Raw genomic sequence first — 20,568 nt, forward strand, 5'->3', positions numbered from 1 at the left:
GAATTTCGCCCGAGCCTGTCAGCGTTCTTCCCGGCGGAACGGCTTGAGGAGCGCCGAAGGCGCGACGGCGTTGCGCGACATCACCGCCATGGCCACGATCGTAAAGATGAAGGGCAGCATCAGGAACGCCTCATAGGGAATGTGGCCGAGCCCGCTCGCCTGCATGCGCAGTTGCAGGGCATCGACGAAGGCGAACAGCAGTGCGGCCCCTGCCGAACGCCAGGGATCCCAGCGGCCGAAGACAACCAGCGCGATCGCCACCCAGCCACGCCCTGAGACGAGGCCGAAGGTGAAGGCGTTGAACTGCACCATCGACAGGAAAGCCCCGGCCAACCCCATCAAGGCACCGCCAAGGATCACCGCCTGGAAGCGCGTGGCGATGACGCCGACGCCGGCCGAGTCGGCGGCACGCGGATTTTCGCCGACCATGCGCACCGACAGGCCCCATGGCGTCCGATAGAGCACGAAGGCGGCCAGGGGAACGGCTGCCATCGCCATGTAAACCAGCGAAAACTGGTTGAACACGGCCGGTCCGAGCACCGGGATGTCGGAGAGAACAGGGATCGGCAGCGTTTCGAAACTCTTGATGCTGGGCGGCACCGATTGCTGGCCGAAGATCAGCCGGTAAAGGAAATAGGCGAGGCCCGACGAGAACAGCGTCACGCCGATGCCGCAGACATGCTGGCTGAGGCCGAGAGCCACCGTGAACAGCGCATGCACGGCACCCATCAGCGCACCGGTCAGCGCCGCCGCAAGCACGCCGAGCCACAGGCTGCCGCTGAGGCTGGTCGCGGTGAAGCCGGTCATCGCCGACAACAGCATGATGCCTTCGATGCCGAGATTGAGCACGCCGGCCCGCTCGGAGAACATCTCGCCCAGCGTCGCGAAAGCCAAAGGCGTGGCGATGCGGATGATCGCGGCGAGGAAGCCGACCTGAAAAATCTGTTCGAGCACGACGCTCATCGTGCGGCTCCGACGCGGCGGATGCGATAGGCCGTGAACAGCAACGCCACCAGCATGGCGAGCAGCGCGGTGCCCTGGATGACGTCGCTGAGAAAGGCCGGAACGCCGGTGGCCCGCGACATCGCCTCGGCGCCGGTCATGACGGCGGCGAGGAACAGCGCTGCCGGCATCACGCCAAGCGGATTGAGCCTCGCCAGCATGGCGACGACGATGCCGGAATAGCCATAGCCCGGCGAGATGTCGCTCATCACCTGGAAATGCACGCCGCCGACCTCGCTGACGCCGGCAAGCCCGGCGAGCGCGCCGGACAGCAGCGCCGTCGAGATCAGCACGCGCTCGACATGAATGCCGCCATAGCGCGCGGCCTCGGGATTTTCGCCGATGACCCTGATCCTGAAGCCGAGCGTCGTGCGCGCGATCAGGAACCAGATGACCGGCGCGGCCACGAAAGCCGCCACGACGCCGAGATGCAGCCGCGTGCCTTCGAGCAGCACCGGGAAATTCGCTGAATCCTCGATCGGCGGCGAGATCGGGTAGCCGCTGAAACTGTCTTTCCAAGGGCCTTCGATCAGCGCCATCAACGCGTAGAAGATGACCGAGTTGAGCAGCAGTGAACTGACGACGTCATCGACTTTGAATTTCACCCGCAGCGTCGCCGGGACCAGGGCGACCGCAGCGCCGGCGGCGGCGCCGGCGAGCGCCATCAGCAGCATGGCGAGCGGCCCCGGCATCGGGATGGCGCCGACGGCACAGCTCGCCACCGCACCGGCAAGCAACTGCCCCTCGGCGCCGATATTCCAGAATTTGGCGCGGAAGGCGACCGCTACGGCAAGGCCGGTGAAGATCATCGGTGTTGCGCGCACCAGCGTTTCGGTGATCGCGTAGCTGTCGCCCAGCGACGCCGAGAACATCACGCCATAGGCCTCGATCACCCCGGCGCCGGCCAGCGCAATGAGGCCGCTGCACAGCACCAATGTCGCGCCGATGGCCAGCAACGGCAGAGCCAGGTTGAACCAGGCGGGCGTTGAGGTGCGGGCTTCGAGGCGGAACATCAACTATGGCCCTCCGCCCCGGTCATCATCAGGCCGAGCCGCGCGATCGTGGCGTCGGCGCTGTCCAGCGTGCCGACGATGCGCCCCTCATACATCACCGCGATGCGGTCGCAGAGCATGAGCAGCTCTTCGAGATCTTCGCCGATGACGACGATGCCGCAGCCCCTGGCGCGCATGTCGAGGAACTTTTCGTGGATGAAGCGCGCCGCGCCAATGTCGAGGCCGCGCGTCGGCTGCGACACGATCAGCACCTTGGGGTCGAAGGCGAGCTCGCGCGCCAGCAGCGCCTTTTGCAGATTGCCGCCGGACAGCGCTCCGGCCCGCGTCATCGCCCCGGGGCAGCGTATGTCATAGGCCTTGATCTGTTCTTCGGTGAAGGCGCGGATCGCATCGGGCCTGAGCAGACCGTTGCGGCTGAACGCCCCGGTGCCGATGCGCGGCAGCACCATCGAATCCGCCAGCGGCAGATTGGTGACCAGTCCCGTCGTCATGCGGTCTCCCGGGATGCGGCCGAGGCCGAGCGCCTGCACCTCGCGCGGCGAGAACCGCGAGACAGATTTGCCGGCTATCGTCATCCGCCCTGCATCGGGCGCGCGAACGCCGGAGATCACCTCCGCCAGCGCCCGCTGGCCATTGCCCGAGACGCCGGCAATGCCGAGGATCTCGCCGGCGCGCACCGAAAGCGAGACATCGCGCAGCGCCATGCCGGAATGGCGCGACGTCGAGATGCCGTCCAGGGTCAGCACCGCGGCACCCGGTGTAGACGGTCCCCTGGCCGGCGGGACGATCTCGTGGCCGCACATCAGCCGCGCCATCTCCGATGAGGTCGTGCTGGCAGGTGCGTCGACGCGCCCGGTCACGCGGCCATGCCGCAGCACGACGCAGCGATGGGTCAACGCCCTGACCTCGTTGAGCTTGTGCGAGATGAAGATGATGCCGAGACCCTGGGCCGCCATCGACCGCAGCGCCGAAAACAGCCCGTCGACCTCTGTCGGCGCCAGCACCGCCGTCGGCTCGTCGAGGATCAGCAGCCTTGCACCGCGAAACAGCGCCTTGACGATTTCGAGCCGCTGCTGCTCGCCGATCGACAGCGCCGAGACGGGAAGGTCCGGATCGAGCGTGAGCCCATGCTGGCGGCCGATATCCGCCAGTCGCGCCAGCCCGCCGGCGCGGTCGATCCGGCCCGATTTGCCGGGAATGCCGATCAGCAGGTTTTCCAGCACCGAAAGCCGCGGCGCCAGATGAAAATGCTGGTGCACCATGCCGATGCCGGCGGCGAGCGCATCGGCCGAGTTGTTGATCGTCACCGGCCGGCCCTGAACCAGGATCTCGCCGGCGTCGGGGGCATAGGCGCCGAACAGCACGTTCATCAGCGTCGTCTTGCCGGCGCCGTTTTCACCCAGCAGCCCGAGAATTTCGCCTTGTGCGACGCTAAGATCGACGGCCTCGTTCGCCATGACGGCGCCGAAGCTCTTGGAGATGCCGCGCATTTCGATGAGAGGGGCGGGCAAAGGCGAGGGTGCTCCTGGTGGGAGATGGCGCTGATATCCCTGCCCCTCGAGGGGAGGGTGGCCCGAAGGCCGGGTGGGGTCCGCTGTGACGCGCTCCATCCTTATCGGTCTCAAGGTCGAGGCAGCTGAGGTGNCCCCNCCCGCCTCGCTTCGCTCGGCACCCTCCCCTCAAGGGGGAGGGCTGCGCCGCTCAATCCGAAACCGGCGTATTCTCGTCGACGACGACACGGAAATTGCCGTCGAGGATTTCGGCCTTCTTCTTCTCGACCAGCTCCTTGACGTCGGCGGGCAGCGTCTTGTCGAATTTGTGATAGGGCGCCAGAAAGGAGCCGCCCTTGGCCATGCGCGAGAAATCGCCGTAATCCTGCGCGGTGAAGACGCCGGCCTTGACCAGTTTGATCGCATGCTCGACCGTCGGATACATGTCCCAGACCGGGCCGGTGATCACCGTTTCCGGGCCGAGGTTGGACTGGTCGGACATATTGGAGATGGCGAGGATCTTCCTCTCGACCGCCGCTTCGATGACGCCGAAACGTTCGGCATAGATCACGTCGACGCCGGCGTCGATCTGGGCGATAGCCGCTTCCTTGGCCTTTGGCGGGTCGAAGAAGGAGCCGATGAAAGCGACCTTCCTCTTGATGTCAGGATTGACCTCGCGGGCGCCGGCAAAGAAGGCATTGACCAGCCGGTTCACTTCCGGAATGCCCATCGCCGCAACCGCGCCGATCGTGCCTGATTTCGACATCTTTCCGGCGATCAGGCCGGAGAGATAGGCGGGCTCGTGGATCCAATTGTCGAAGACAGCGAAATTCGGCTCGGCCGGCCCGGCGCCGGAGCCGAACAGGAAGGCGACCTTCGGAAATTGCTTGGCGGTGCGGCGGGATTCGCGTTCGGCAGCGAACGCATCGCCCAGCACCAGCTCATAGCCGCCTTGCGCATATTCGCGCATCACACGGCTGAAATCGGCCGTCTGCACCTTCTCCGACCATTTGTACTCGATGCCGAGTTCCTTCTCGGCCCTCTGCAGGGCGACATGGATCTGGTGGACCCATGGCTCCTCGGTCGGCGTGGCGAAGATCGCCGCCACCTTCAGCTTCTTGTCCTGCGCCAAGACCTGGCCCGGCAGCATGGTTGCCGCCAGGCCGAGCGCGCCGAGTTCCAGCAAATTGCGTCGCGAAAGTCCTTCGCGTTTCGACTGGATTTTGCTCTTCCCGTTTTCCATTGCATGCCCCTCTGATTGGCGCCGTGTCGAGCCGGCTGTTTCTTTGGATATCAGGCGAGGGAACTATGGAACGGCGTCCGACCTTTGTCCACATGGTCAAATTTGTCGGGAAGCTGCAGCCGGCTGCCCTCCTGGCAAGACCACGGCGGCAGTGGATTGCTTGCTCAATGCTTGATGCGATCGCGCATGGCGTACCAGAGCATGCCGAGCACATAGAGCGGGCCGCGCAGGGCGGTACCGCCGGGAAATGGCATTGGCCTCAGCGTCGAGAACAGATCGAGCCGCGACGCATCGCCGGTGATCGCCTCGGCAAGCAGCTTTCCCGACAGCGTCGACAGGATCACGCCCTTGCCGGAATAGCCATGCGCAAAATAGACTTCGCCATAGTGGCCGACATCCGGCAGGCGCGACGTCGTCACCGAGACCAGCCCGCCCCAGGCATGATCGATGCGGCGGCCGCGCAATTGCGGAAAGGTCTTTTCCATATGCGGCCGCACGAAGCCGGCAATGTCGGCGGGCGGCGACGGCGTGTAGCGCTCGCCACCGCCGAACAGCAGGCGGCCGTCCGCCGACAGCCGGTAGTAGTTGACGACGAAGCGTGTGTCGGAAACGGCGGCATTGCTTGGGATGACGTCGCTGGTGTCGTCCAGCGGCTCGGTGGCGATGATGTAATTGCCGACCGGCATGATGCGGCTGTTGACGCGCGGTTCGAGCCCCTGAAGCAGGGCGTCGCCGGCCAACACGACATGTCTGGCCCGGACCGAGCCCTTGGCCGTGGAAACCCGGATGGAAGGTTTCCGCTCCAGCCGCAGCGCTACCGAATTCTCGTGGATGGTGACGCCTGCCGCTGCCGCGGCGCGGGCAAGACCCAGCGTGTAGTTCAGCGGATGCATATGGCCGCCGAGCTTCTCGTACATGGCGCCGTGATAGGGCGTGTTCACCATCCCACGCGCCTGCGCTGCCGACAGCATCTCGACGTCATGAAAGTTCATCACGCTGGCAAGGCACTCGGCCTCTTCCTCGAGATCGCGCAGGTCGGAGCCGTTTATCGCACCGGCCAGATGGCCGGTGAACCGGAGGTCGCAATCGATGGCATGGCGCTCGATCAGGTCGAGCACCAGCCCGCGCGCCTCGAGGGCGAGAGCGAAAAGCGCCCGCGCCCGCTCGGGCCCATAAAGCTTGACCAGGCCCTTGGCGCCCTTGCGCAGGCCGGGGATGATCTGGCCGCCATTGCGCCCCGACGCCCCCCAGCCGATCTTGCCGCCTTCGAGGAGAACCACCTTCAGCCCGCGCTCGGCGGCATGAAGGGCTGCGGACAGGCCGGTGCAGCCGCCGCCGACCACCACCAGATCGGCGTCGACGTCGCCCTTCAGCGCCGGATGATCAGGGGCCGGATTGGCGGTCTCGACATAGTAGGATTTGCCGATGTCCAGGCCGGAATTGAAGCCCATCATCAGACCTTGAGCAGCAGGTGGTCACGTTCCCAGCTGGTGACGACGCTCTGGAACAGGTCGAGCTCGACGCTCTTGACGCGCAGATAGGTCTGGACGAAATCCTCGCCGAGCAAGTCCCGAACCGGACTGCAGGCGGCGAAACGGTCGAGCGCCTCCTCCATGGTTTTCGGCAGCGTGCTCTTGCTGCGATAGGCGTTGCCCGATGCCTCGGGCAAACGCGAGAGCTTTTCCTCGACGCCGAGATAGCCGCAGAGCAGCGAGCCGGCCATCGCCAGATAGGGGTTGGCATCGGCGCCGGGCAGCCGGTTTTCCACTCGCCGCGCGGCCCGCCCGCCGGCCGGCACGCGCAGCCCGCAGGAGCGATTGTCGTGCGACCACTCGATGTTGGCGGGCGCGCTGTGGTTGGGCCGGATGCGGCGGAACGAATTCACGTTCGGCCCAAACAGCGGCATCACCTCGGGAATGTATTTCTGCAGGCCGCCGATGAAATGCCCGAACATCTCGGTGTCGGCATCGTCACGCCCGGCGAACAGCGTATTCCCGGCCTCGTCGATGACCGACATGTGGAGATGCATGGAGCTGCCGGCTTGTGCGGCAATCGGCTTGGCCATGAAGGTCGCATGCATGCCATTGTCCTGCGCGGCCTGGCGCGTCATCCGCTTGAACAGCAGCACCTTGTCGGCCAGCGCCAGCGCGTCGCCATGCAGGAAATTGATCTCCAACTGCGCCGTGCCTGACTCGTGGATCAGTGTATCGAGCGGCAGCCCGGCCTTTGCGGCATAGTCGTAGAGCCGCTGGATCACCGGCTCGAATTCCTCCAGCGCCGCCATGTCATAGGGGTGCTGCACGGTTTCGGAGCGGCCATTGCGCCCGACCGGCGCGATCAACGGCCGATCGGGATCGGGATTGGGCGCAGTCAGGTAGAATTCGAGCTCCGGCGCCACCACTGCCCGCCATCCGCGCTGGTGATAGAGATCGAGCACGGCCCTCAGCACATGACGTGGCGAGGCCATCCACGGACGGTCGTCCATGTGAAACGCATCGGCGAAGACATAGGCCTTTTCAGCTCCAGCGCCGGGCGCAAGGCAGAGCGTCGCGACATCCGGCACCATCCGCATGTCGGGATCCTGATAGGCGAAGCCCTCGTCGTTGGAACCGGAATAGCGGCCGTCTATGCAGACCAGGAAGGCGCTGCTCGGCAGGTAGAGCGCGCGGTCTTCGAGCGACTTCAGGAACTTGGCCGTTGGCAACGCCTTGCCGCGCAACACGCCATTCACGTCCGGCACCAGGCATTCGACTTCCCTGATCCCCTGCTGCTCCAGCCATCGCTTCGGATCGTCCGTTGGGGTCATTTGCGGTGCATCCGTTGTCGTGGTGTTGAGCATCAGGTCACGTCCTTACGAGGGCGAGAATGGATTCGGCGGCGATTTCGGTTCCCGGCGCCCGTGCCATGGTGGCTGCATTCTCCTTGAGACGAAAGCGCATCTCGCCATCGGCCATTAGGCCAAGGATGGCGTTTTCCAGTTCGTCGTCGCTCCAGCCATCGCGGCTGAGGTGGCGGCCGACGCCGGTTTCCTCGGCGCGTTGCGCATTGTCGTGCCCGTCCCAGCAATAGGGCATGATCAGCGACGGCACGCCGAAACGCAGCGCTTCGCAAAAGCTGTTGTTGCCGCCGTGATGGATGAAGAGATCGGATTTCGCGACAACCGACGGCTGCGGAAACCAGGCGTCGAGATAGACATTGTCCGGAACCGCGCGATAGCTGTCGCGCAGACCGCCGACATTGACGATGAAGCGGGCCGGAAGCCGGTCGAACACGGCGAGCATGCGCTCGATCAGGCCGACATCCATCGCGCCCAGGCTGCCGAAGCTGAGATAGACCAGCGGCCCTTCATTGCGTGGAAAGACCGGCACGTCGAACGGCCCTTCCGAACGGACGCAGCCTTCGAGATAGACGAAGCGGGCCGGGTCGAGCGGCTCGGCGCGCTGCCTGCGCACGATGGTGGGGGTCAGCAGCAGATTGAGATCGGGCGAAGCTTCGAGAAAAAGCCCCTTCGGCAAGGGCGCAAGACCGGCGTCGGTCCGAAGCCGGTTGAACCGGTCATGTGCCGGAGCGACGGCTGCCAGGTAGCGCGCCTCGAAGGCCGCGCGATCGGGGTCGTCGGCGGCGAGACCCGACAGATAGGGCGGTACACCGGCATCGGGCAGCTCGGTCTCGGCGCAGGAGACGACGCGCACCCATGGGCAGCCGGCGGCAGCCAGCGCCGGAAACATGATGACGTTGTCGAGCACCACGGCGTCCGGCTTCAACCGGGTCAGCAATTGGCGCAGCGGCGCCTCGGCATTGACCGCGGTATCGACGATCGCTTCCCAGGTCGGGGCGACATAGGTTTCGAGCTGGTCGATCGGGCTCAGCCTGAAATGCGGCAGATGCCGGCGCACGAAGGCCTGCCAATAGCTCTGGCGTTCGCTGTCGGTCAGCGGATCGTCGGTCGGCAACTGATATTCCTGAAACCCGTAGTCGGCGAACACGCCGGAAAAGCCGGCGTGACAGATGAACACCGGCCGCGCGCCCCTTGCGCGCAAGGCCTGCGCGATGCCGACGCAATTGAGCGCGGCGCCGAAGCTCGCTTCGGGAAACAGCGCGATGGTCGGGCTGGCTTTGCGCGTCACTGTTCTCGTGGTCCTCGTCAATCCGGCCGGCTGATCATGCCGAACAATGCGGGGGCGCCGCGACTGGCCGCCTGCGGTCGCTGGCTGCGGGACAATCGCAGATGGACGCGAAGCAGATCGGCTGCAACCTCATACTGCCGGCTTTCCAGTTGGTCGAGTATGGTCAGGTGCTCGCGCAGCGATTGCTTCAGCCGGAAGACGTTGACGCCGGCATAGGTCCCCGGCAGCCGGCGCAGCCTGAGATGGTCCGACAGCGCGTCGGTGACGAACCGGTTGCTGGAGCCGTCGGCGATCATGCCGTGAAAGTCGATGTCCAGCCGCTGGAACTCTCTGATATCGAATGTGGCGTCGGGCAGCGCCAGCAGCGCCTCCATGCGCTGGCGCAAGGCTGCCGCGCGGGTCCCGTCCAGCCGAAAGCCAGGCGCCAGAATGGCGGCGGGTTCGAGCAGCAGGCGGAACTCGTAGCTTTCCCCTTGCGCCTCTGGATCGTCAGGCACCCGCCTGAACAGCCAGGCCTGTCCCGGTGCGCGATCCAGAAGATTTTCGTCTGTCAGTTTCTTTAGCGCTTTTAGTACTGTCTTTCGTTCGGCACTGTAGCGTCGCATCAACGCGCCGACGGTCACCGTCTGATCCAGCCGGCGCGCCGACCGATCGCGCAGGATCATCTCCGCGAGTTCGTCCTCCTCGGCGCTTGGCAGGTCAGTGGCAAGGGTCGCCTGCTTGGTGAGGTCGACGGCCAGCCGATAGCCGGATTCGGCTTCCCAGCGCACCACGCCTTTTTCGGTGAGCAGGCGCAGCGCGGCCCGCACCGGGGTCCGCGAGACGTTGCAGAGCGAGGCGATCTGCTGTTCCGGGAGATGGGCGCCGGCCTCGAAGCCGCGCTGCCGGGCCACGTCGAGAATGCGCTGCGCGAGATCAAGATGATTGGTGCGCGGGCGTCTGGCAACGGCTTGCATGGCGTTTCTCGTGAACGGGCTCGACCGCTGCGGTTTGGCCGATTGCCCTTGCGGGCGCAATCGGCTAGATTTCGCGGCGATTTTCCAAATTATGGATTGACGTACTTTTTTCTGCAATAGTACTGTGACGTCAATCGGCAACAAAAAAGACCGGGGAACAGGATCGAAGCGGCGGCATGGTCGCAAGCGCTGGTCCGATGATTGAATTCGACGATCAACCAGAATGGGAGTCTGTCATGACCGCCACCACCCTGCGGCACCGTTCGTTAAAAACATCCGCGATCGCGCTTGGCCTCGCCATGGCGCTGTCGGCGCCGGCGGCCGCCGCCGACCTCGTTATTTCCAACTGGGACGGCTACATGGCGCCGGACGCCATGAGTGCTTTCAAGGCGGCGACCGGTGTCTCCGGCGAGGTCGTCGTTCACGCCACCAATGAGGAGATTATGGGCAAGCTCGTCGCTTCGGGCGGCAAGGGCTATGACGTGGTCTTCGTTTCCTCGCCCTTCGCCGAAGTGCTGAACAATCTCGGCCTGATCGAGACGATCGACCACGCCAAGATCCCCAATCTCGCCAATCTCTATCCTGAGGCGGCCAAGCTGCCGCACGATGTCGGCAACAATTTTTCCGTGCCTTACACCTGGGGCACCACCGGCCTCTGCTACCGCTCGGATCTGGTGAAGACCGAGCCGGCCAGCTGGAACGATCTTCTCGCCCCGTCCGAGGCGCTGAAGGGCAAGACCACGATGCTGGCGACCGACCGCTGGCTGCTTGCCGCCGGGCAGCTCGCCAAGGGCTATTCGGTCAACGAAACCGATCCGGCCAAGCTCGCCGAGGTCAAGGACCTGCTGATCTCGGCCAAGAAGACCTTGCTCGCCTATGACGACACCACCTTCTATTCGAAGCTGGTTTCGGGCGAGGCGCTGATGGTGCAGGCATGGGATGGCTGGTGCAACTATGGCATCGCCGAGAATCCGCAGATTAAATACACCATACCCAAGGAAGGCTCGGACCTGTGGGTCGATACGATGGTGGTGATGAAGGCATCGGCCAACAAGGACGCCGCCTTCCAGTTCATCAACTTCATGCTGGACGCCAAGAACCACGCCTGGGCGGCTCAGAACATCGATTACAAGGTGCCGAACAAGCCGGCTATGGAAAGCCTGCCGGCGGATTTCCTCGCCAAATTCCCGAATATGAACATGCCTGTGGCCGAACTGGTCAAGTTCGAGCAGTTGCGCGACGTCGGCGACGCCCAGCGCGACTATTCGAAGATCGTCAGCGAGATCAAGGCGGCGCAGTAGTTTCGGCATCTGGAATCAGGCTTGCGTTCCTTCACGCCCCCCTCTGGCCTGCCGGCCATCTCCCCCTCAAGGGGGGAGATCGGACGTGGCACCGCTTTCGCCAATCTCCAAAGCTTGAAGGTGAGCGGGACGTTGGGGCTGCCAACCTCCCCCCTTGAGGGGGAGATGCCAAGTTTTGGCAAAGAGGGCAGGCCAGAGGGGGGGTACTCCTCAATGAGATCTTACACACCTTCCCGCTCCTCCTTGCTGATGGCGCCGGCGCTGGCTTGGCTCACCGCCTTGATGGTGGTGCCATGCGCGCTGGTGCTGGCGCTCGCCTTCTTCCGGCGCGGCATTTATGGCGGCATCGAATACACCTTCACGCTGGAGAATTTCGGGCTGGTGCTCGACCCGCTCTATGCCGGCATCTTCCTCAATTCGGCGCGCATCGCCGGCACGGCAACGCTGATCGCGGTAGTGATCGGCTATGCCGCCGCCTATGCGATCGCGGCAGCACCGCGCCGGTGGCAGCCGGTGTTCCTGTTCTTCGCCGTCTTGCCTTTCTGGTCCAATTACCTGATCCGCACCTATGCATGGATCGTGCTGCTCAACCGCGAAGGCCTGATCACCCAGCTCTTGCGTTGGTTCGGCTATACCGGCGAGCCGCCGTCGATGCTCTACACCGAAGGCGCCGTCATCGCCGGTCTGGTCTACAATTACCTGCCCTTCGTCATCCTCGCCTGCTACGCGCCGCTGTCGCGGCTCAATCCGGAGCTCGCCGAGGCCTCGCGCGATCTCGGCGCTTCGGCCATGACCACATTTCGCCGGATTATCCTGCCGCTGACGGTGCCGGGCATCGCCGCCGGGGCGGTGTTCGTCTTCGTGCTGTCGATCGGCAATTTCGTTACGCCGGCACTGCTCGGCGGTGGCCGCTTCCAGATGATCGGCAATCTCGTCTACGACCAGTTCCTGACCGCCAATGACTGGCCGTTCGGCGCAGCGCTTGCGATGGCGCTGATCGCCATCATGCTTTTGGTGCTGACAGCGCAGGCCTTGGCCGCCGATCGCGCCGCCGGCCGTATCGCCGTAGCGAAAGCAGGCGCCGATGACTGAGCGCTCCCCTTTCTTTCCCTTCTCCCCGTTCACGGGGAGAAGGTGCCCCGCAGGGGCGGATGAGGGGCGGCGCAAACGCCGGCAACGTTGGGCGCTGCCCCTCATCTGCCTGCCGGCATCTGCCCGTAAACGGGGAGAAGGACGCTCGCCGCTCGCTCACCTCCAGACCATCGGACGTCAGCCATGACTTCATCTCCAGCGCGCATCTTCGGCCTGCGAACGATACTCGTCATCGTCTTCGCCTTCCTTTACATTCCGATCGCCGTGCTGGTGGCGCTGTCCTTCAACCAAGGTGGGCTGCCGACCGTCTGGTCGGGCTTTTCGCTGAAATGGTATGCCTCGCTCGCCGGAAACGCCGCGATCCTTTCGGCCGCCCTCAACACGCTGATCGTGGCTCTGGTCTCGACAGCCATCGCCACGCTGCTTGGCACCCTGCTGGCGATCGGCGTCGAAATGCGCCGGCAGTATGGGAGCGGCCTCGAGGCGCTGATCTTTGCGCCGATGATCATTCCCGACATCGTGCTGGCGGTCGCGCTGCTCAGCTTCTTTTCCATGCTCGATTTCACCCTGGGCCTGCACACCATCATCCTCGCCCATGTCGTCTTCAACCTCGCCTTCGTCTGCTCGGTGGTGCGCGCGCGGCTGAAAAGCTTCGACTGGTCGATCGTCGAGGCCTCCGCCGATCTCGGCGCCTCGGCCGTCACCACCTTCAGGCGGGTGACATTGCCGGTCATCCTGCCGGCGGTCGTCGCCGGCGGGCTGCTCGCCTTCACCCTTTCGGTCGATGAGTTCATCATCGCGTTCTTCACCGCCGGCGCCGGCCGCGCCTCGACCACACTGCCGATGCAGATCTATTCGATGATCCGCTTCGGCATCACGCCGGAGATCAATGCATTGGCGACCATCGTCATGGCGGTCTCAATCACCGCGCTGACCCTGTCGCAGCGGCTCAACCGCGGAGTCATCGGCCAATGAGCGAGCCCCGCACGCTGCTGGCGATCGACAAGGTGTCGAAGAACTTCGGCCGGGTCACGGCCGTCGACGGCATCTCGCTCGATATCCGCGAGAACGAGTTCTTCGCCTTGCTCGGACCTTCTGGCTGCGGCAAGACCACGCTGCTGCGCATGCTGGCCGGTTTCGAAACGCCCAATGGTGGGCGCATCCTGCTCGACGGCCGCGACATCGCCAAAACCCCGCCCAACAGGCGGCCGGTCAACCTGATGTTCCAGTCCTATGCGCTGTTTCCGCATATGAGCGTCCGGGCCAATGTTTCCTACGGCCTTGAAATGGAACGCTTGCCGGCAAACGAAATCCGTTCCCGCGTCGATGCCATCCTGGCGACGACCGAGCTCGTCGCCTTCGCCGACCGCAAGCCGGAGCAATTGTCGGGCGGCCAGAAGCAGCGCGTCGCGCTTGCGCGGGCGCTGGTCAAGCGGCCGCGGCTGCTGCTGCTCGACGAGCCGCTCGGTGCGCTCGACAAGAAATTGCGCGGCGCCATGCAACTGGAGCTGAAGCGGCTGCAGCACGAAGTCGGCATCACCTTCGTCATCGTCACCCATGACCAGGAAGAATCGCTTGTCATGGCCGACCGCATGGCGGTGCTGAGGGACGGCAAGCTGCTGCAATGCGACACGCCGCATGCGGTCTATGAGCGTCCGGCCGACCGTTTCGTCGCCGACTTCATCGGCGTCATGAATTTCGTGCCGGGCAAAGCCGCCGCCGACGGCGTGCTGGCAGCCAATGGTGCGCGGATATCAGGCACAGTTCCCGCAAAGCTTTCGCCCGGCGCTGCGGCGGTCGCTTCAGTGCGGCCCGAGCGCATCCGGCTGTTCCCGCCGCCAGAGACGGCCAACCGTGTTGCCGGCATCGTCGAGGCGCTCGCCTATCACGGGCTCGACCTGCAGCTGCATGTCCGCACCGCTCTGTCACAAAAACCGTTCCTGGTGCGCGTCACCGCCGACGCCGCCGACCGCCGCCCGGTCGCGTCCGGCGATGCGGTCGAGCTCGGCTGGGATGCCGCCGACGTCAGAATTTTCGCAGATTGATCGAAGGAGAACTTTCATGGCGCAGAAGACCATCGCGTTTTTTCCGGAAGCGGCCTACGGCCCGGCGCTTAACTCCGTCGGTATCGCCCAGGCGGTCGAGGCGCGCGGCCACAGAGCAGTGTTCCTGTCGGATCCCGGCTTCGTCGACGTCTACAAGGGCTACGGCTTCGAGGCCCATCCGGTGAACCTGTCCGAGCCGATGCCGCCCGAGCAGATGGCCAAGTTCTGGGAAGACTTCATCAACGGCCACATCCCGAATTTTCGCAAATCGCCCTACGACCAAGTCGACAACTACGTGAAGGACTGCTGGACGGCGATCGTCGACAGCGCCAAATGGGCTGAGAAGGACCTGCCCGGCGTGCTTGCGACGATCAAGCCCGACGTCATCTGCGTCGACAACGTCATCCTGTTCCCGGCGATCAAGCAGTATGGCAAGCCATGGGTGCGCGTCATCTCCTGCTCGGAAAACGAGATCGAGGACGAGGACATCCCGCCGCATCTGTCCGGCTGCGGCGAGAACGACCACGCCTGCCATCAGCGCTACCGCGACCATTTCAACGCCGTCATCAAGCCGATCCATGACGACTTCAATACGTTTTTGAAAGCCAACAACGAAGCGCCGTATCCGATCGGCCAGTTCTTCGAGGCCTCGCCTTACCTCAACCTGCTGCTTTATCCCGAGGCGGCAAAGTTCAAGCGCCGCCATCCGCTCGACCCGGCAAAATTCCAGTATCTGGAAGGCTGCGTGCGGCAGGAGAAGCCCTACACTGTGCCGACCTTTGCCGAGAACAATGACGGGCCGCTGCTCTACGTCTCGTTCGGCAGCCTTGGCGCCGGCGAGGTCGATCTCTTGAAGCGCATCATCGCGACGCTGGCCGAGACTCGCTACCGGGCGCTGGTCAATGTCGGCGGCTACAAGGACCAATACGCGCAAGTGCCGGGCAATGTCATCGTCGAGAGCTGGTTTCCGCAGCCCTCGGTGATCCCGCAGGTCGATGCGGTGATCCACCATGGCGGCAACAACTCGTTCACCGAGTGTCTCTACTTCGGCAAGCCGGCGATCATCATGCCCTATGTCTGGGATGGCCACGATAACGCGACCCGGGTCGAGGAGACCAGCCACGGCTTCGGCATGCCGCGCTACGACTGGAGCACCGCCGAGCTGATCGCCAAGATCGAAACCTGCCTGTCCGACCCGGCAATCAGGGCCAAGCTGGCGAAGACGTCGGCGCAGATGCAGGCGCAGAACGGCCCGGAGAAGGCAGCGGGGCTGCTGGAGAAACTGCTGTGAGCGCGATATTTGACATGCCGAGCCAAGCCACCCCCCTCTGGCCTGCCGGCCATCTCCCCCTCAAGGGGGGAGATTGGCAGCTTCGCCGACGGCTTCTCCCAGTACCCGTTGGTAATTGGCGAAAGCCTAGCGGCAGTCCGATCTCCCCCCTGGAGGGGGAGATGTCCGGCAGGACAGAGGGGGGCGCCGTAGAGCCAAGCCATCTCGAAAATGAGCATCGCACCAGCGGAGCTCCCACATGACCTCCTCCGCCCCACACCTCCACCAAGCCTCCACCCGCACCGACTTGATCGACTGGGGCGCCCAGCCCGATGCGTTGGAAGGTGCTTCGCACTCCACCGGCAGGCTCGTCCACAAGGGGCCGAACAATCAGCCGGAATCCGGCATCTGGGTCTGCACGCCCGGCCGCTGGCGGCTGGCTATCCCGCGCGACGAGTTGTGCCATTTCGTTGCCGGCCGCGCGACCTACCGATCGAACGACGGCGAGGTGATAGAAGTCTCCGCTGCCACGGTGGTCATGTTCCCGGCCGGCTGGGCGGGCGAATGCACCGTCCACGAGACGATCCGCAACATCTACATGCTGGCCTGAAGCCGGCCACTGGAGCTTCACGACATGCCGACACCGATCATGAAATCGCCGCTTGCCCCGACCGACCTCGTCGACTGGGGCGTCATCCCCACCGTGATCGAGGGCGAATCCCGCACCTCCGGCAAATTGCTGCACAAGGGGCCGGAAGGCCGCTCCGAATGCGGGCTGTGGGTCTGCACCCCAGGCAAATGGCACTGCCACGTCACCCGCGACGAATTCTGCCATTTCCTCGAGGGCCGCTGCACCTATGTCCACGAATCCGGCGAGGTGATCGAGATCGAACCCGACACCGCGGCGTTCTTTCCGCAGGACTGGAAGGGCGTCTGCACCGTCCACGAGACCATCAAGAAGGTCTACATGATCCGCTGAGCGGCTTGAAAGGACGACCATGGACTTCTCACCTGACCGGCCGGCCTTCTTCGTCAATCCGGATTATCGGCCGATGACCGGTGCGGCAAAACCGGTGATCGATCCGGCGACACTGGAAACCGTCGGCGCCATCGCGGCTGCAACCGACGGCGAGATCGACGCCGTGCTCACCGTTGCGGCCAGGGCGCAAGCTGCGTGGAAAAAGCTCGACGCCAAGAGCCGGGCCAGGCATCTGCATGCAATCGCCAATGCCATCGAAGCGGCCGACTTCACGCGCTGCGCCGAACTGATGGTGCGCGAGATGGGCAAGCCCTATCCGGAAGCAATCGGCGAGATCGCCAATTGCGCGCCGATCTTCCGCTACTACGCCGAAATGGCGCGCGACGATGCCGGCAAGATCGCCGGCACGACGCAGGCCGGATCGTTCCAGTATGCGCGCTACGAGCCCTACGGCACGTCGGTGCACATCATGCCCTACAATTTCCCGATCCTCTTGATGTGCTGGACCGTTGCCGCCTCGCTTGCCGCCGGCAATGCCTGTGTGATCAAGCCGGCCGAAGCGACGACATTGTCGACGCTGGATTACATGACCGTGTTCCGCTCCCTGCCGGAGGGCCTGGTTTCCTGCCTGCCCGGCGCGGCGGCGACGGCGCAGGCTTTGATCGCTTCCGACCGCACCCACGCGGTTGCCTTCACCGGTTCGGTCGCCGCCGGCAAGGCTGTCGCCGTCGCCTGCGCCGAGCGCATGAAGCCATGCGTCATCGAGGCCGGCGGCAGCGATCCGCTGATCATCAGCCGACACGCCCCGCTCGACGTGGCGGCCGCCGGCAGCGTCACCGCCGCGTTCCATCTTACCGGCCAGGTCTGCACCTCGGCCGAACGCTTTTACGTCGTCGATGCCGTTCACGACCGCTTTGTCGAGCTGTTTGCGCAGAAGACACGGGCGCTGCGCATCGGCAACGGCCTCGACAAGACCGAGATCGGGCCGCTGGTCAGCGAGGCGGCGCGGGCGAAAGTCATGCGGCTGGTCGACGATGCGGTGCGTAGCGGTGCCAAGGCGATCACCGGCGGGCGTATTCCGCCGGCGCACAATGTCGGCTGGTTCTACGAGCCGACGATCCTGACCGGCGTCACCCCCGACATGGCGATCGTGCGCGACGAGTGTTTCGGGCCAGTCGCCGCGATCTGCCGGGTCAAGGATTTCGACGAGGCGATAGAACTTGCCAATGACAGCCCGTTCGGGCTCGGCGCCTCGGTGTTCACCACCGATCTCGCCGAGGCGCATGAGGCTGCGGAGCGGCTTGAGGCCGGCATGGTCTGGGTCAACAATCCGCTGATCGACAATGACGCACTGCCGTTCGGCGGCTGGAAAGCGTCGGGCCTCGGCCGCGAGCTTGGACGCCAGGGACTGGATGCCTTCCGCCGCTCGAAGATGGTCATTATCGACCACAAGCCGGCGCTCCAGGACTGGTGGTATCCCTATCCCGACAGCTGGTTCCGCGAAGCCGGCGGGCGCAAGCACGTATGAGGTACGAACGGTTGCGGTCAGCCGATGCTCTCGCCGCCGTCAATCACCAAAGCCTGGCCGGTCATGAAGGACGAACGATCGGAGACTAGGAACAGGATCGCTTCGGCTATTTCTTCGGCGCTGGCCCAGCGCTGCATGGGAATCTTGGTGCGGACATAGCGTTCGATCGCGGCCCGCCCGCCCATCTGGGCGATGAAGGGCTCGTTGAAGGGCGTATCGACCCAGCCCGGACAGAGCGCGTTGACGCGGACATTGTGCGTGGCAAAGTCGAGCGACATCTGCCGGGTCATCGCCACCACGGCATGTTTTGAGGTTGCGTAGGCGATCATCTCGCGGTCGTAGAACACACCCGAATTCGAGGCGGTATTCAGGATGACACCGCCGCCCTGTTCGATCATCGACGGCATGACGAGCCTGGCAGCGAGGAACTGCGCCCGCACATTGATCCGCCACGAGGCATCCATGCCGTCGACGCCGACTTCGGTCAGCGTGCCGCCGACCTGGACTCCGGCGTGATTGTGCAGGATGTCGATCCGGCCATGTTTGCCCAGCGTTCCAGCGATGAGCTGCTCGACCGCCGCGTCCTCGCCGACATCCGTGGCGATCGCCTCGGCCCGGCCGCCGGCGGCACGGATGTCGAAAGCCGTGGCTTCGCCGGCAGCCTGATCCCTGTCGGCGATCACCACCACGGCGCCTTCCCTGGCGATGATCATGGCACCGGCGCGCCCGATGCCCGACCCGGCGCCCGTCACCACGGCGATGCGATCTTTCAGAATCATGATGCGACTTTCAGTTTGATGGTTTGCGTTGGCGCAATTGCCATTGGGCAAGCACCACAAGCAGAACGGAGGCGACGAGGACGATCGTCGCGATGGCATTGATTTCGGGCGTCACGCCGCGCCGGATCGAGGCAAAGACATAGATCGGCAATGTCGTCTGTGCGCCGGCGACGAAGAAGGCGACGATGAAATCGTCGAAGGAGAATGTGAAGGCGAGAAGGAAGCCGGCGATTACTGCCGGCATGATCTGCGGCAACACAATCGAGCGGAAGGTTGTCAGCGGGGTGGCGTAGAGATCAGTCGAAGCCTCGACCAGATTGCGGTCGAGGCTGCCGAGGCGTGTGCCGACGATCATCGCCACCAGCGCCATGGAAAACAGGCCGTGCGCGGCTATGATCGACCCGTAGCCAAGCGCCAGGCGTGGCGGCTGGTCGTTCGGCCACAGCGACGCGAGAAACGGATTGACGACCCCAAATAGCTGGACGAGCGCGACCAGGGTCGAGATGCCGATGACCACGCCCGGAACGACGATCGCAGCACCCAAAAGCGCATCGAATACGGCCCGCGTCCGCGCGCCGACACGCGCCAGGCCAAGCGCCGCCGCCGTGCCGCATAGCGCCGCGAGCAAGGCGCTGGTGGTGGCGATGAACAGGCTGTTCTTCAGCGCTTCGACCAGGAACGGGTTCGAAAGCGCCTTGCCGTACCATTGCACCGACAAGCCGGTGAGCTCGCTGGCGTGGCGGCCCGCATTGAAGGAGAACAGCACCACCAGTGCTATCGGCAGGTACAGGAAGGCAAAGACCGCAACGACGAAGGCGCGCATCAGATCAGATCCACCCGGCGGGCACCGGAAAGCCGGGTCGAAATGCGGTTGGCGGCAAGCAGCACCACCACCGAAACCACAACCAGTGTGATCGCGATCGCCGATCCGAACGGCCAGTTGCGCGATTGCAGGAACAGATCGACCAGCGCGTTGCCGATGAAGAAAACCTTGCCGCCGCCGAGCAGCGTCGGGATCAGATATTCGCCGAGCAGCAGGATCATGACCAGCGAGAAGCCGGTCATCACACCCGGCAGCGACAGCCGCAGCGTCACACCAAGGAATGTCGAGATGGGGGTTGCGCCGAGATCGGCGGAAGCTTCCAGCAGCCGGCGATCGAGCCGCTCGAGGCTGACATAGATCGGCAGGATCATCAGCGGCAGATAGCCATAGACGATGCCGAGCAGCACCGCGCCCGGCGTGTTGATCAGCCGCACATCGTCAAACCCAACATAGGCCAGCAATGCCGGAATGCCGCGTCCGCCGAACACATACATCCAGGCGTAGGTTCGCATCAGCAGGCTGGTCCAGAACGGGATGACGACAAGCGCAAGCAGGATCAGCCGCCACCGCTCCGGCGCACGCAAGGCGAGGTAATAGGCAACCGGATAGGCAACGAGCAGACAGGCCAAGGCGCCTGCCGGCGCCAGCACGATTGTGTTCCAGAAGGCGGTCGCCCGCGCCGGAAGATTGACATATTGCGCGAAGGTGAAAGCGGCCTGATAGCCGCCTTCCGGCGCCCGCTCGCCGACGCTGAAAACGGCGATCGCGACGAATGGCAGGACCAGAAACACCACCAGCCACGCGGTTGCTGGACCGAGCAGCAGCGCGGTCAGCAGATTATGACGAAGGCCATTGCTGCGCATGAAAAACCGCCTCGGTGCCGGCGGACATCTGCCCGCCGGGTGAGTTACCTGCATCGG

The 20,568-nt window shown here is 64.4% G+C and carries 19 protein-coding genes; 8 read left to right on the top strand and 11 right to left on the bottom strand.

The annotated features are described in order from the left end of the window. Positions 1-18: 18 nt before the first annotated feature. From M727_RS0123935 to M727_RS0123970, 8 genes are all read right to left on the bottom strand, one after another. Positions 19-963: an ABC transporter permease gene (locus tag M727_RS0123935; RefSeq protein WP_027154770.1), complete on the bottom strand. Its 945-nt coding sequence runs from the start codon at positions 961-963 to the stop codon at positions 19-21. Next, positions 960-2,015 carry an ABC transporter permease gene (locus M727_RS0123940; RefSeq protein WP_027154771.1) on the bottom strand — a complete coding sequence of 352 codons (1,056 nt, stop codon included), beginning with the start codon at positions 2,013-2,015 and terminating at the stop codon, positions 960-962. The genes M727_RS0123935 and M727_RS0123940 overlap by 4 nt, the downstream gene beginning before the upstream one ends. After that, entirely contained in the window at positions 2,015-3,526 is a 1,512-nt protein-coding gene (locus M727_RS0123945) for an ABC transporter ATP-binding protein (RefSeq protein WP_027154772.1), read from the bottom strand. Before M727_RS0123945 ends, M727_RS0123940 begins: the two co-directional genes overlap by 1 nt. Before the next feature lie 190 nt (positions 3,527-3,716). Beyond that, positions 3,717-4,748, bottom strand: coding sequence for a BMP family protein (locus tag M727_RS0123950; protein WP_027154773.1), 1,032 nt, complete (start codon positions 4,746-4,748; stop codon positions 3,717-3,719). Between the two features lie 164 nt (positions 4,749-4,912). Beyond that, on the bottom strand, positions 4,913-6,202 hold the full coding sequence (locus M727_RS0123955; protein WP_027154774.1) for an FAD-binding oxidoreductase: 1,290 nt from the start codon (positions 6,200-6,202) through the stop codon (positions 4,913-4,915). Beyond that, complete coding sequence (locus M727_RS0123960; RefSeq protein WP_156941600.1) at positions 6,202-7,554, bottom strand: glutamine synthetase family protein; 1,353 nt, start codon at positions 7,552-7,554, stop codon at positions 6,202-6,204. Before M727_RS0123960 ends, M727_RS0123955 begins: the two co-directional genes overlap by 1 nt. A gap of 37 nt (positions 7,555-7,591) precedes the next feature. Then, a complete protein-coding gene (locus M727_RS0123965; RefSeq protein WP_027154776.1) occupies positions 7,592-8,875 on the bottom strand; it encodes a glycosyltransferase in 1,284 nt (427 codons plus the stop codon). A 17-nt stretch (positions 8,876-8,892) separates the two neighbouring features. After that, entirely contained in the window at positions 8,893-9,831 is a 939-nt protein-coding gene (locus M727_RS0123970) for a GntR family transcriptional regulator (RefSeq protein WP_027154777.1), read from the bottom strand. A gap of 236 nt (positions 9,832-10,067) precedes the next feature. Between M727_RS0123970 and M727_RS0123975 the strand changes: the two genes are divergently transcribed. The 8 genes from M727_RS0123975 (at position 10,068) to M727_RS0124010 (ending at position 18,046) form a co-directional block, all read left to right on the top strand. Continuing rightward, positions 10,068-11,132, top strand: a complete 1,065-nt coding sequence (locus M727_RS0123975) for a spermidine/putrescine ABC transporter substrate-binding protein (protein WP_027154778.1) — start codon at positions 10,068-10,070, stop codon at positions 11,130-11,132. A 249-nt stretch (positions 11,133-11,381) separates the two neighbouring features. Next, positions 11,382-12,224 carry an ABC transporter permease gene (locus M727_RS0123980; protein WP_027154779.1) on the top strand — a complete coding sequence of 281 codons (843 nt, stop codon included), beginning with the start codon at positions 11,382-11,384 and terminating at the stop codon, positions 12,222-12,224. Between the two features lie 183 nt (positions 12,225-12,407). After that, complete coding sequence (locus M727_RS0123985) at positions 12,408-13,199, top strand: ABC transporter permease (protein ID WP_051505693.1); 792 nt, start codon at positions 12,408-12,410, stop codon at positions 13,197-13,199. Continuing rightward, positions 13,196-14,269 (top strand): ABC transporter ATP-binding protein, encoded by a 1,074-nt coding sequence (locus M727_RS0123990; RefSeq protein WP_027154781.1) that lies wholly within the window; start codon positions 13,196-13,198, stop codon positions 14,267-14,269. Before M727_RS0123985 ends, M727_RS0123990 begins: the two co-directional genes overlap by 4 nt. A gap of 16 nt (positions 14,270-14,285) precedes the next feature. Next, complete coding sequence (locus M727_RS0123995; protein WP_027154782.1) at positions 14,286-15,560, top strand: glycosyltransferase; 1,275 nt, start codon at positions 14,286-14,288, stop codon at positions 15,558-15,560. Positions 15,561-15,798: 238 nt separating this feature from the next. Then, positions 15,799-16,149, top strand: a complete 351-nt coding sequence (locus M727_RS0124000) for a cupin domain-containing protein (protein ID WP_027154783.1) — start codon at positions 15,799-15,801, stop codon at positions 16,147-16,149. A gap of 24 nt (positions 16,150-16,173) precedes the next feature. Further along, complete coding sequence (locus tag M727_RS0124005) at positions 16,174-16,518, top strand: cupin domain-containing protein (protein WP_027154784.1); 345 nt, start codon at positions 16,174-16,176, stop codon at positions 16,516-16,518. Positions 16,519-16,537: 19 nt separating this feature from the next. Continuing rightward, positions 16,538-18,046 (top strand): aldehyde dehydrogenase family protein, encoded by a 1,509-nt coding sequence (locus M727_RS0124010; protein ID WP_027154785.1) that lies wholly within the window; start codon positions 16,538-16,540, stop codon positions 18,044-18,046. Positions 18,047-18,063: 17 nt separating this feature from the next. Here M727_RS0124010 and M727_RS0124015 read toward each other — a convergent pair whose 3' ends face one another. From M727_RS0124015 to M727_RS0124025, 3 genes are read right to left on the bottom strand one after another with little or no spacing between them, the layout of a single operon-like run. Further along, positions 18,064-18,825 carry a glucose 1-dehydrogenase gene (locus tag M727_RS0124015; RefSeq protein WP_027154786.1) on the bottom strand — a complete coding sequence of 254 codons (762 nt, stop codon included), beginning with the start codon at positions 18,823-18,825 and terminating at the stop codon, positions 18,064-18,066. Between the two features lie 10 nt (positions 18,826-18,835). Next, complete coding sequence (locus M727_RS0124020) at positions 18,836-19,648, bottom strand: ABC transporter permease (protein ID WP_027154787.1); 813 nt, start codon at positions 19,646-19,648, stop codon at positions 18,836-18,838. Then, positions 19,648-20,511: an ABC transporter permease gene (locus M727_RS0124025; RefSeq protein WP_027154788.1), complete on the bottom strand. Its 864-nt coding sequence runs from the start codon at positions 20,509-20,511 to the stop codon at positions 19,648-19,650. The genes M727_RS0124020 and M727_RS0124025 overlap by 1 nt, the downstream gene beginning before the upstream one ends. Positions 20,512-20,568 lie beyond the last annotated feature (57 nt).

It is taken from the genome of Mesorhizobium sp. WSM2561 (genome assembly GCF_000513915.1).
GTDB classification, from domain to species: domain Bacteria; phylum Pseudomonadota; class Alphaproteobacteria; order Rhizobiales; family Rhizobiaceae; genus Mesorhizobium; species Mesorhizobium muleiense.

Excerpts from the sequence above, each read along its gene's own strand:
- M727_RS0123935 (WP_027154770.1), bottom strand. The coding sequence starts at position 963 with ATGAGCGTCGTGCTCGAACAGATTTTTCAGGTCGGCTTCCTCGCCGCG.
- M727_RS0123940 (WP_027154771.1), bottom strand. The coding sequence starts at position 2,015 with ATGTTCCGCCTCGAAGCCCGCACCTCAACGCCCGCCTGGTTCAACCTG.
- M727_RS0123950 (WP_027154773.1), bottom strand. The coding sequence starts at position 4,748 with ATGGAAAACGGGAAGAGCAAAATCCAGTCGAAACGCGAAGGACTTTCG.
- M727_RS0123955 (WP_027154774.1), bottom strand. The coding sequence starts at position 6,202 with ATGATGGGCTTCAATTCCGGCCTGGACATCGGCAAATCCTACTATGTC.
- M727_RS0123960 (WP_156941600.1), bottom strand. The coding sequence starts at position 7,554 with ATGACCCCAACGGACGATCCGAAGCGATGGCTGGAGCAGCAGGGGATC.
- M727_RS0123970 (WP_027154777.1), bottom strand. The coding sequence starts at position 9,831 with ATGCAAGCCGTTGCCAGACGCCCGCGCACCAATCATCTTGATCTCGCG.
- M727_RS0123975 (WP_027154778.1), top strand. The coding sequence starts at position 10,068 with ATGACCGCCACCACCCTGCGGCACCGTTCGTTAAAAACATCCGCGATC.
- M727_RS0123980 (WP_027154779.1), top strand. The coding sequence starts at position 11,382 with ATGGCGCCGGCGCTGGCTTGGCTCACCGCCTTGATGGTGGTGCCATGC.
- M727_RS0123985 (WP_051505693.1), top strand. The coding sequence starts at position 12,408 with ATGACTTCATCTCCAGCGCGCATCTTCGGCCTGCGAACGATACTCGTC.
- M727_RS0123990 (WP_027154781.1), top strand. The coding sequence starts at position 13,196 with ATGAGCGAGCCCCGCACGCTGCTGGCGATCGACAAGGTGTCGAAGAAC.
- M727_RS0123995 (WP_027154782.1), top strand. The coding sequence starts at position 14,286 with ATGGCGCAGAAGACCATCGCGTTTTTTCCGGAAGCGGCCTACGGCCCG.
- M727_RS0124000 (WP_027154783.1), top strand. The coding sequence starts at position 15,799 with ATGACCTCCTCCGCCCCACACCTCCACCAAGCCTCCACCCGCACCGAC.
- M727_RS0124005 (WP_027154784.1), top strand. The coding sequence starts at position 16,174 with ATGCCGACACCGATCATGAAATCGCCGCTTGCCCCGACCGACCTCGTC.
- M727_RS0124010 (WP_027154785.1), top strand. The coding sequence starts at position 16,538 with ATGGACTTCTCACCTGACCGGCCGGCCTTCTTCGTCAATCCGGATTAT.
- M727_RS0124015 (WP_027154786.1), bottom strand. The coding sequence starts at position 18,825 with ATGATTCTGAAAGATCGCATCGCCGTGGTGACGGGCGCCGGGTCGGGC.
- M727_RS0124020 (WP_027154787.1), bottom strand. The coding sequence starts at position 19,648 with ATGCGCGCCTTCGTCGTTGCGGTCTTTGCCTTCCTGTACCTGCCGATA.
- M727_RS0124025 (WP_027154788.1), bottom strand. The coding sequence starts at position 20,511 with ATGCGCAGCAATGGCCTTCGTCATAATCTGCTGACCGCGCTGCTGCTC.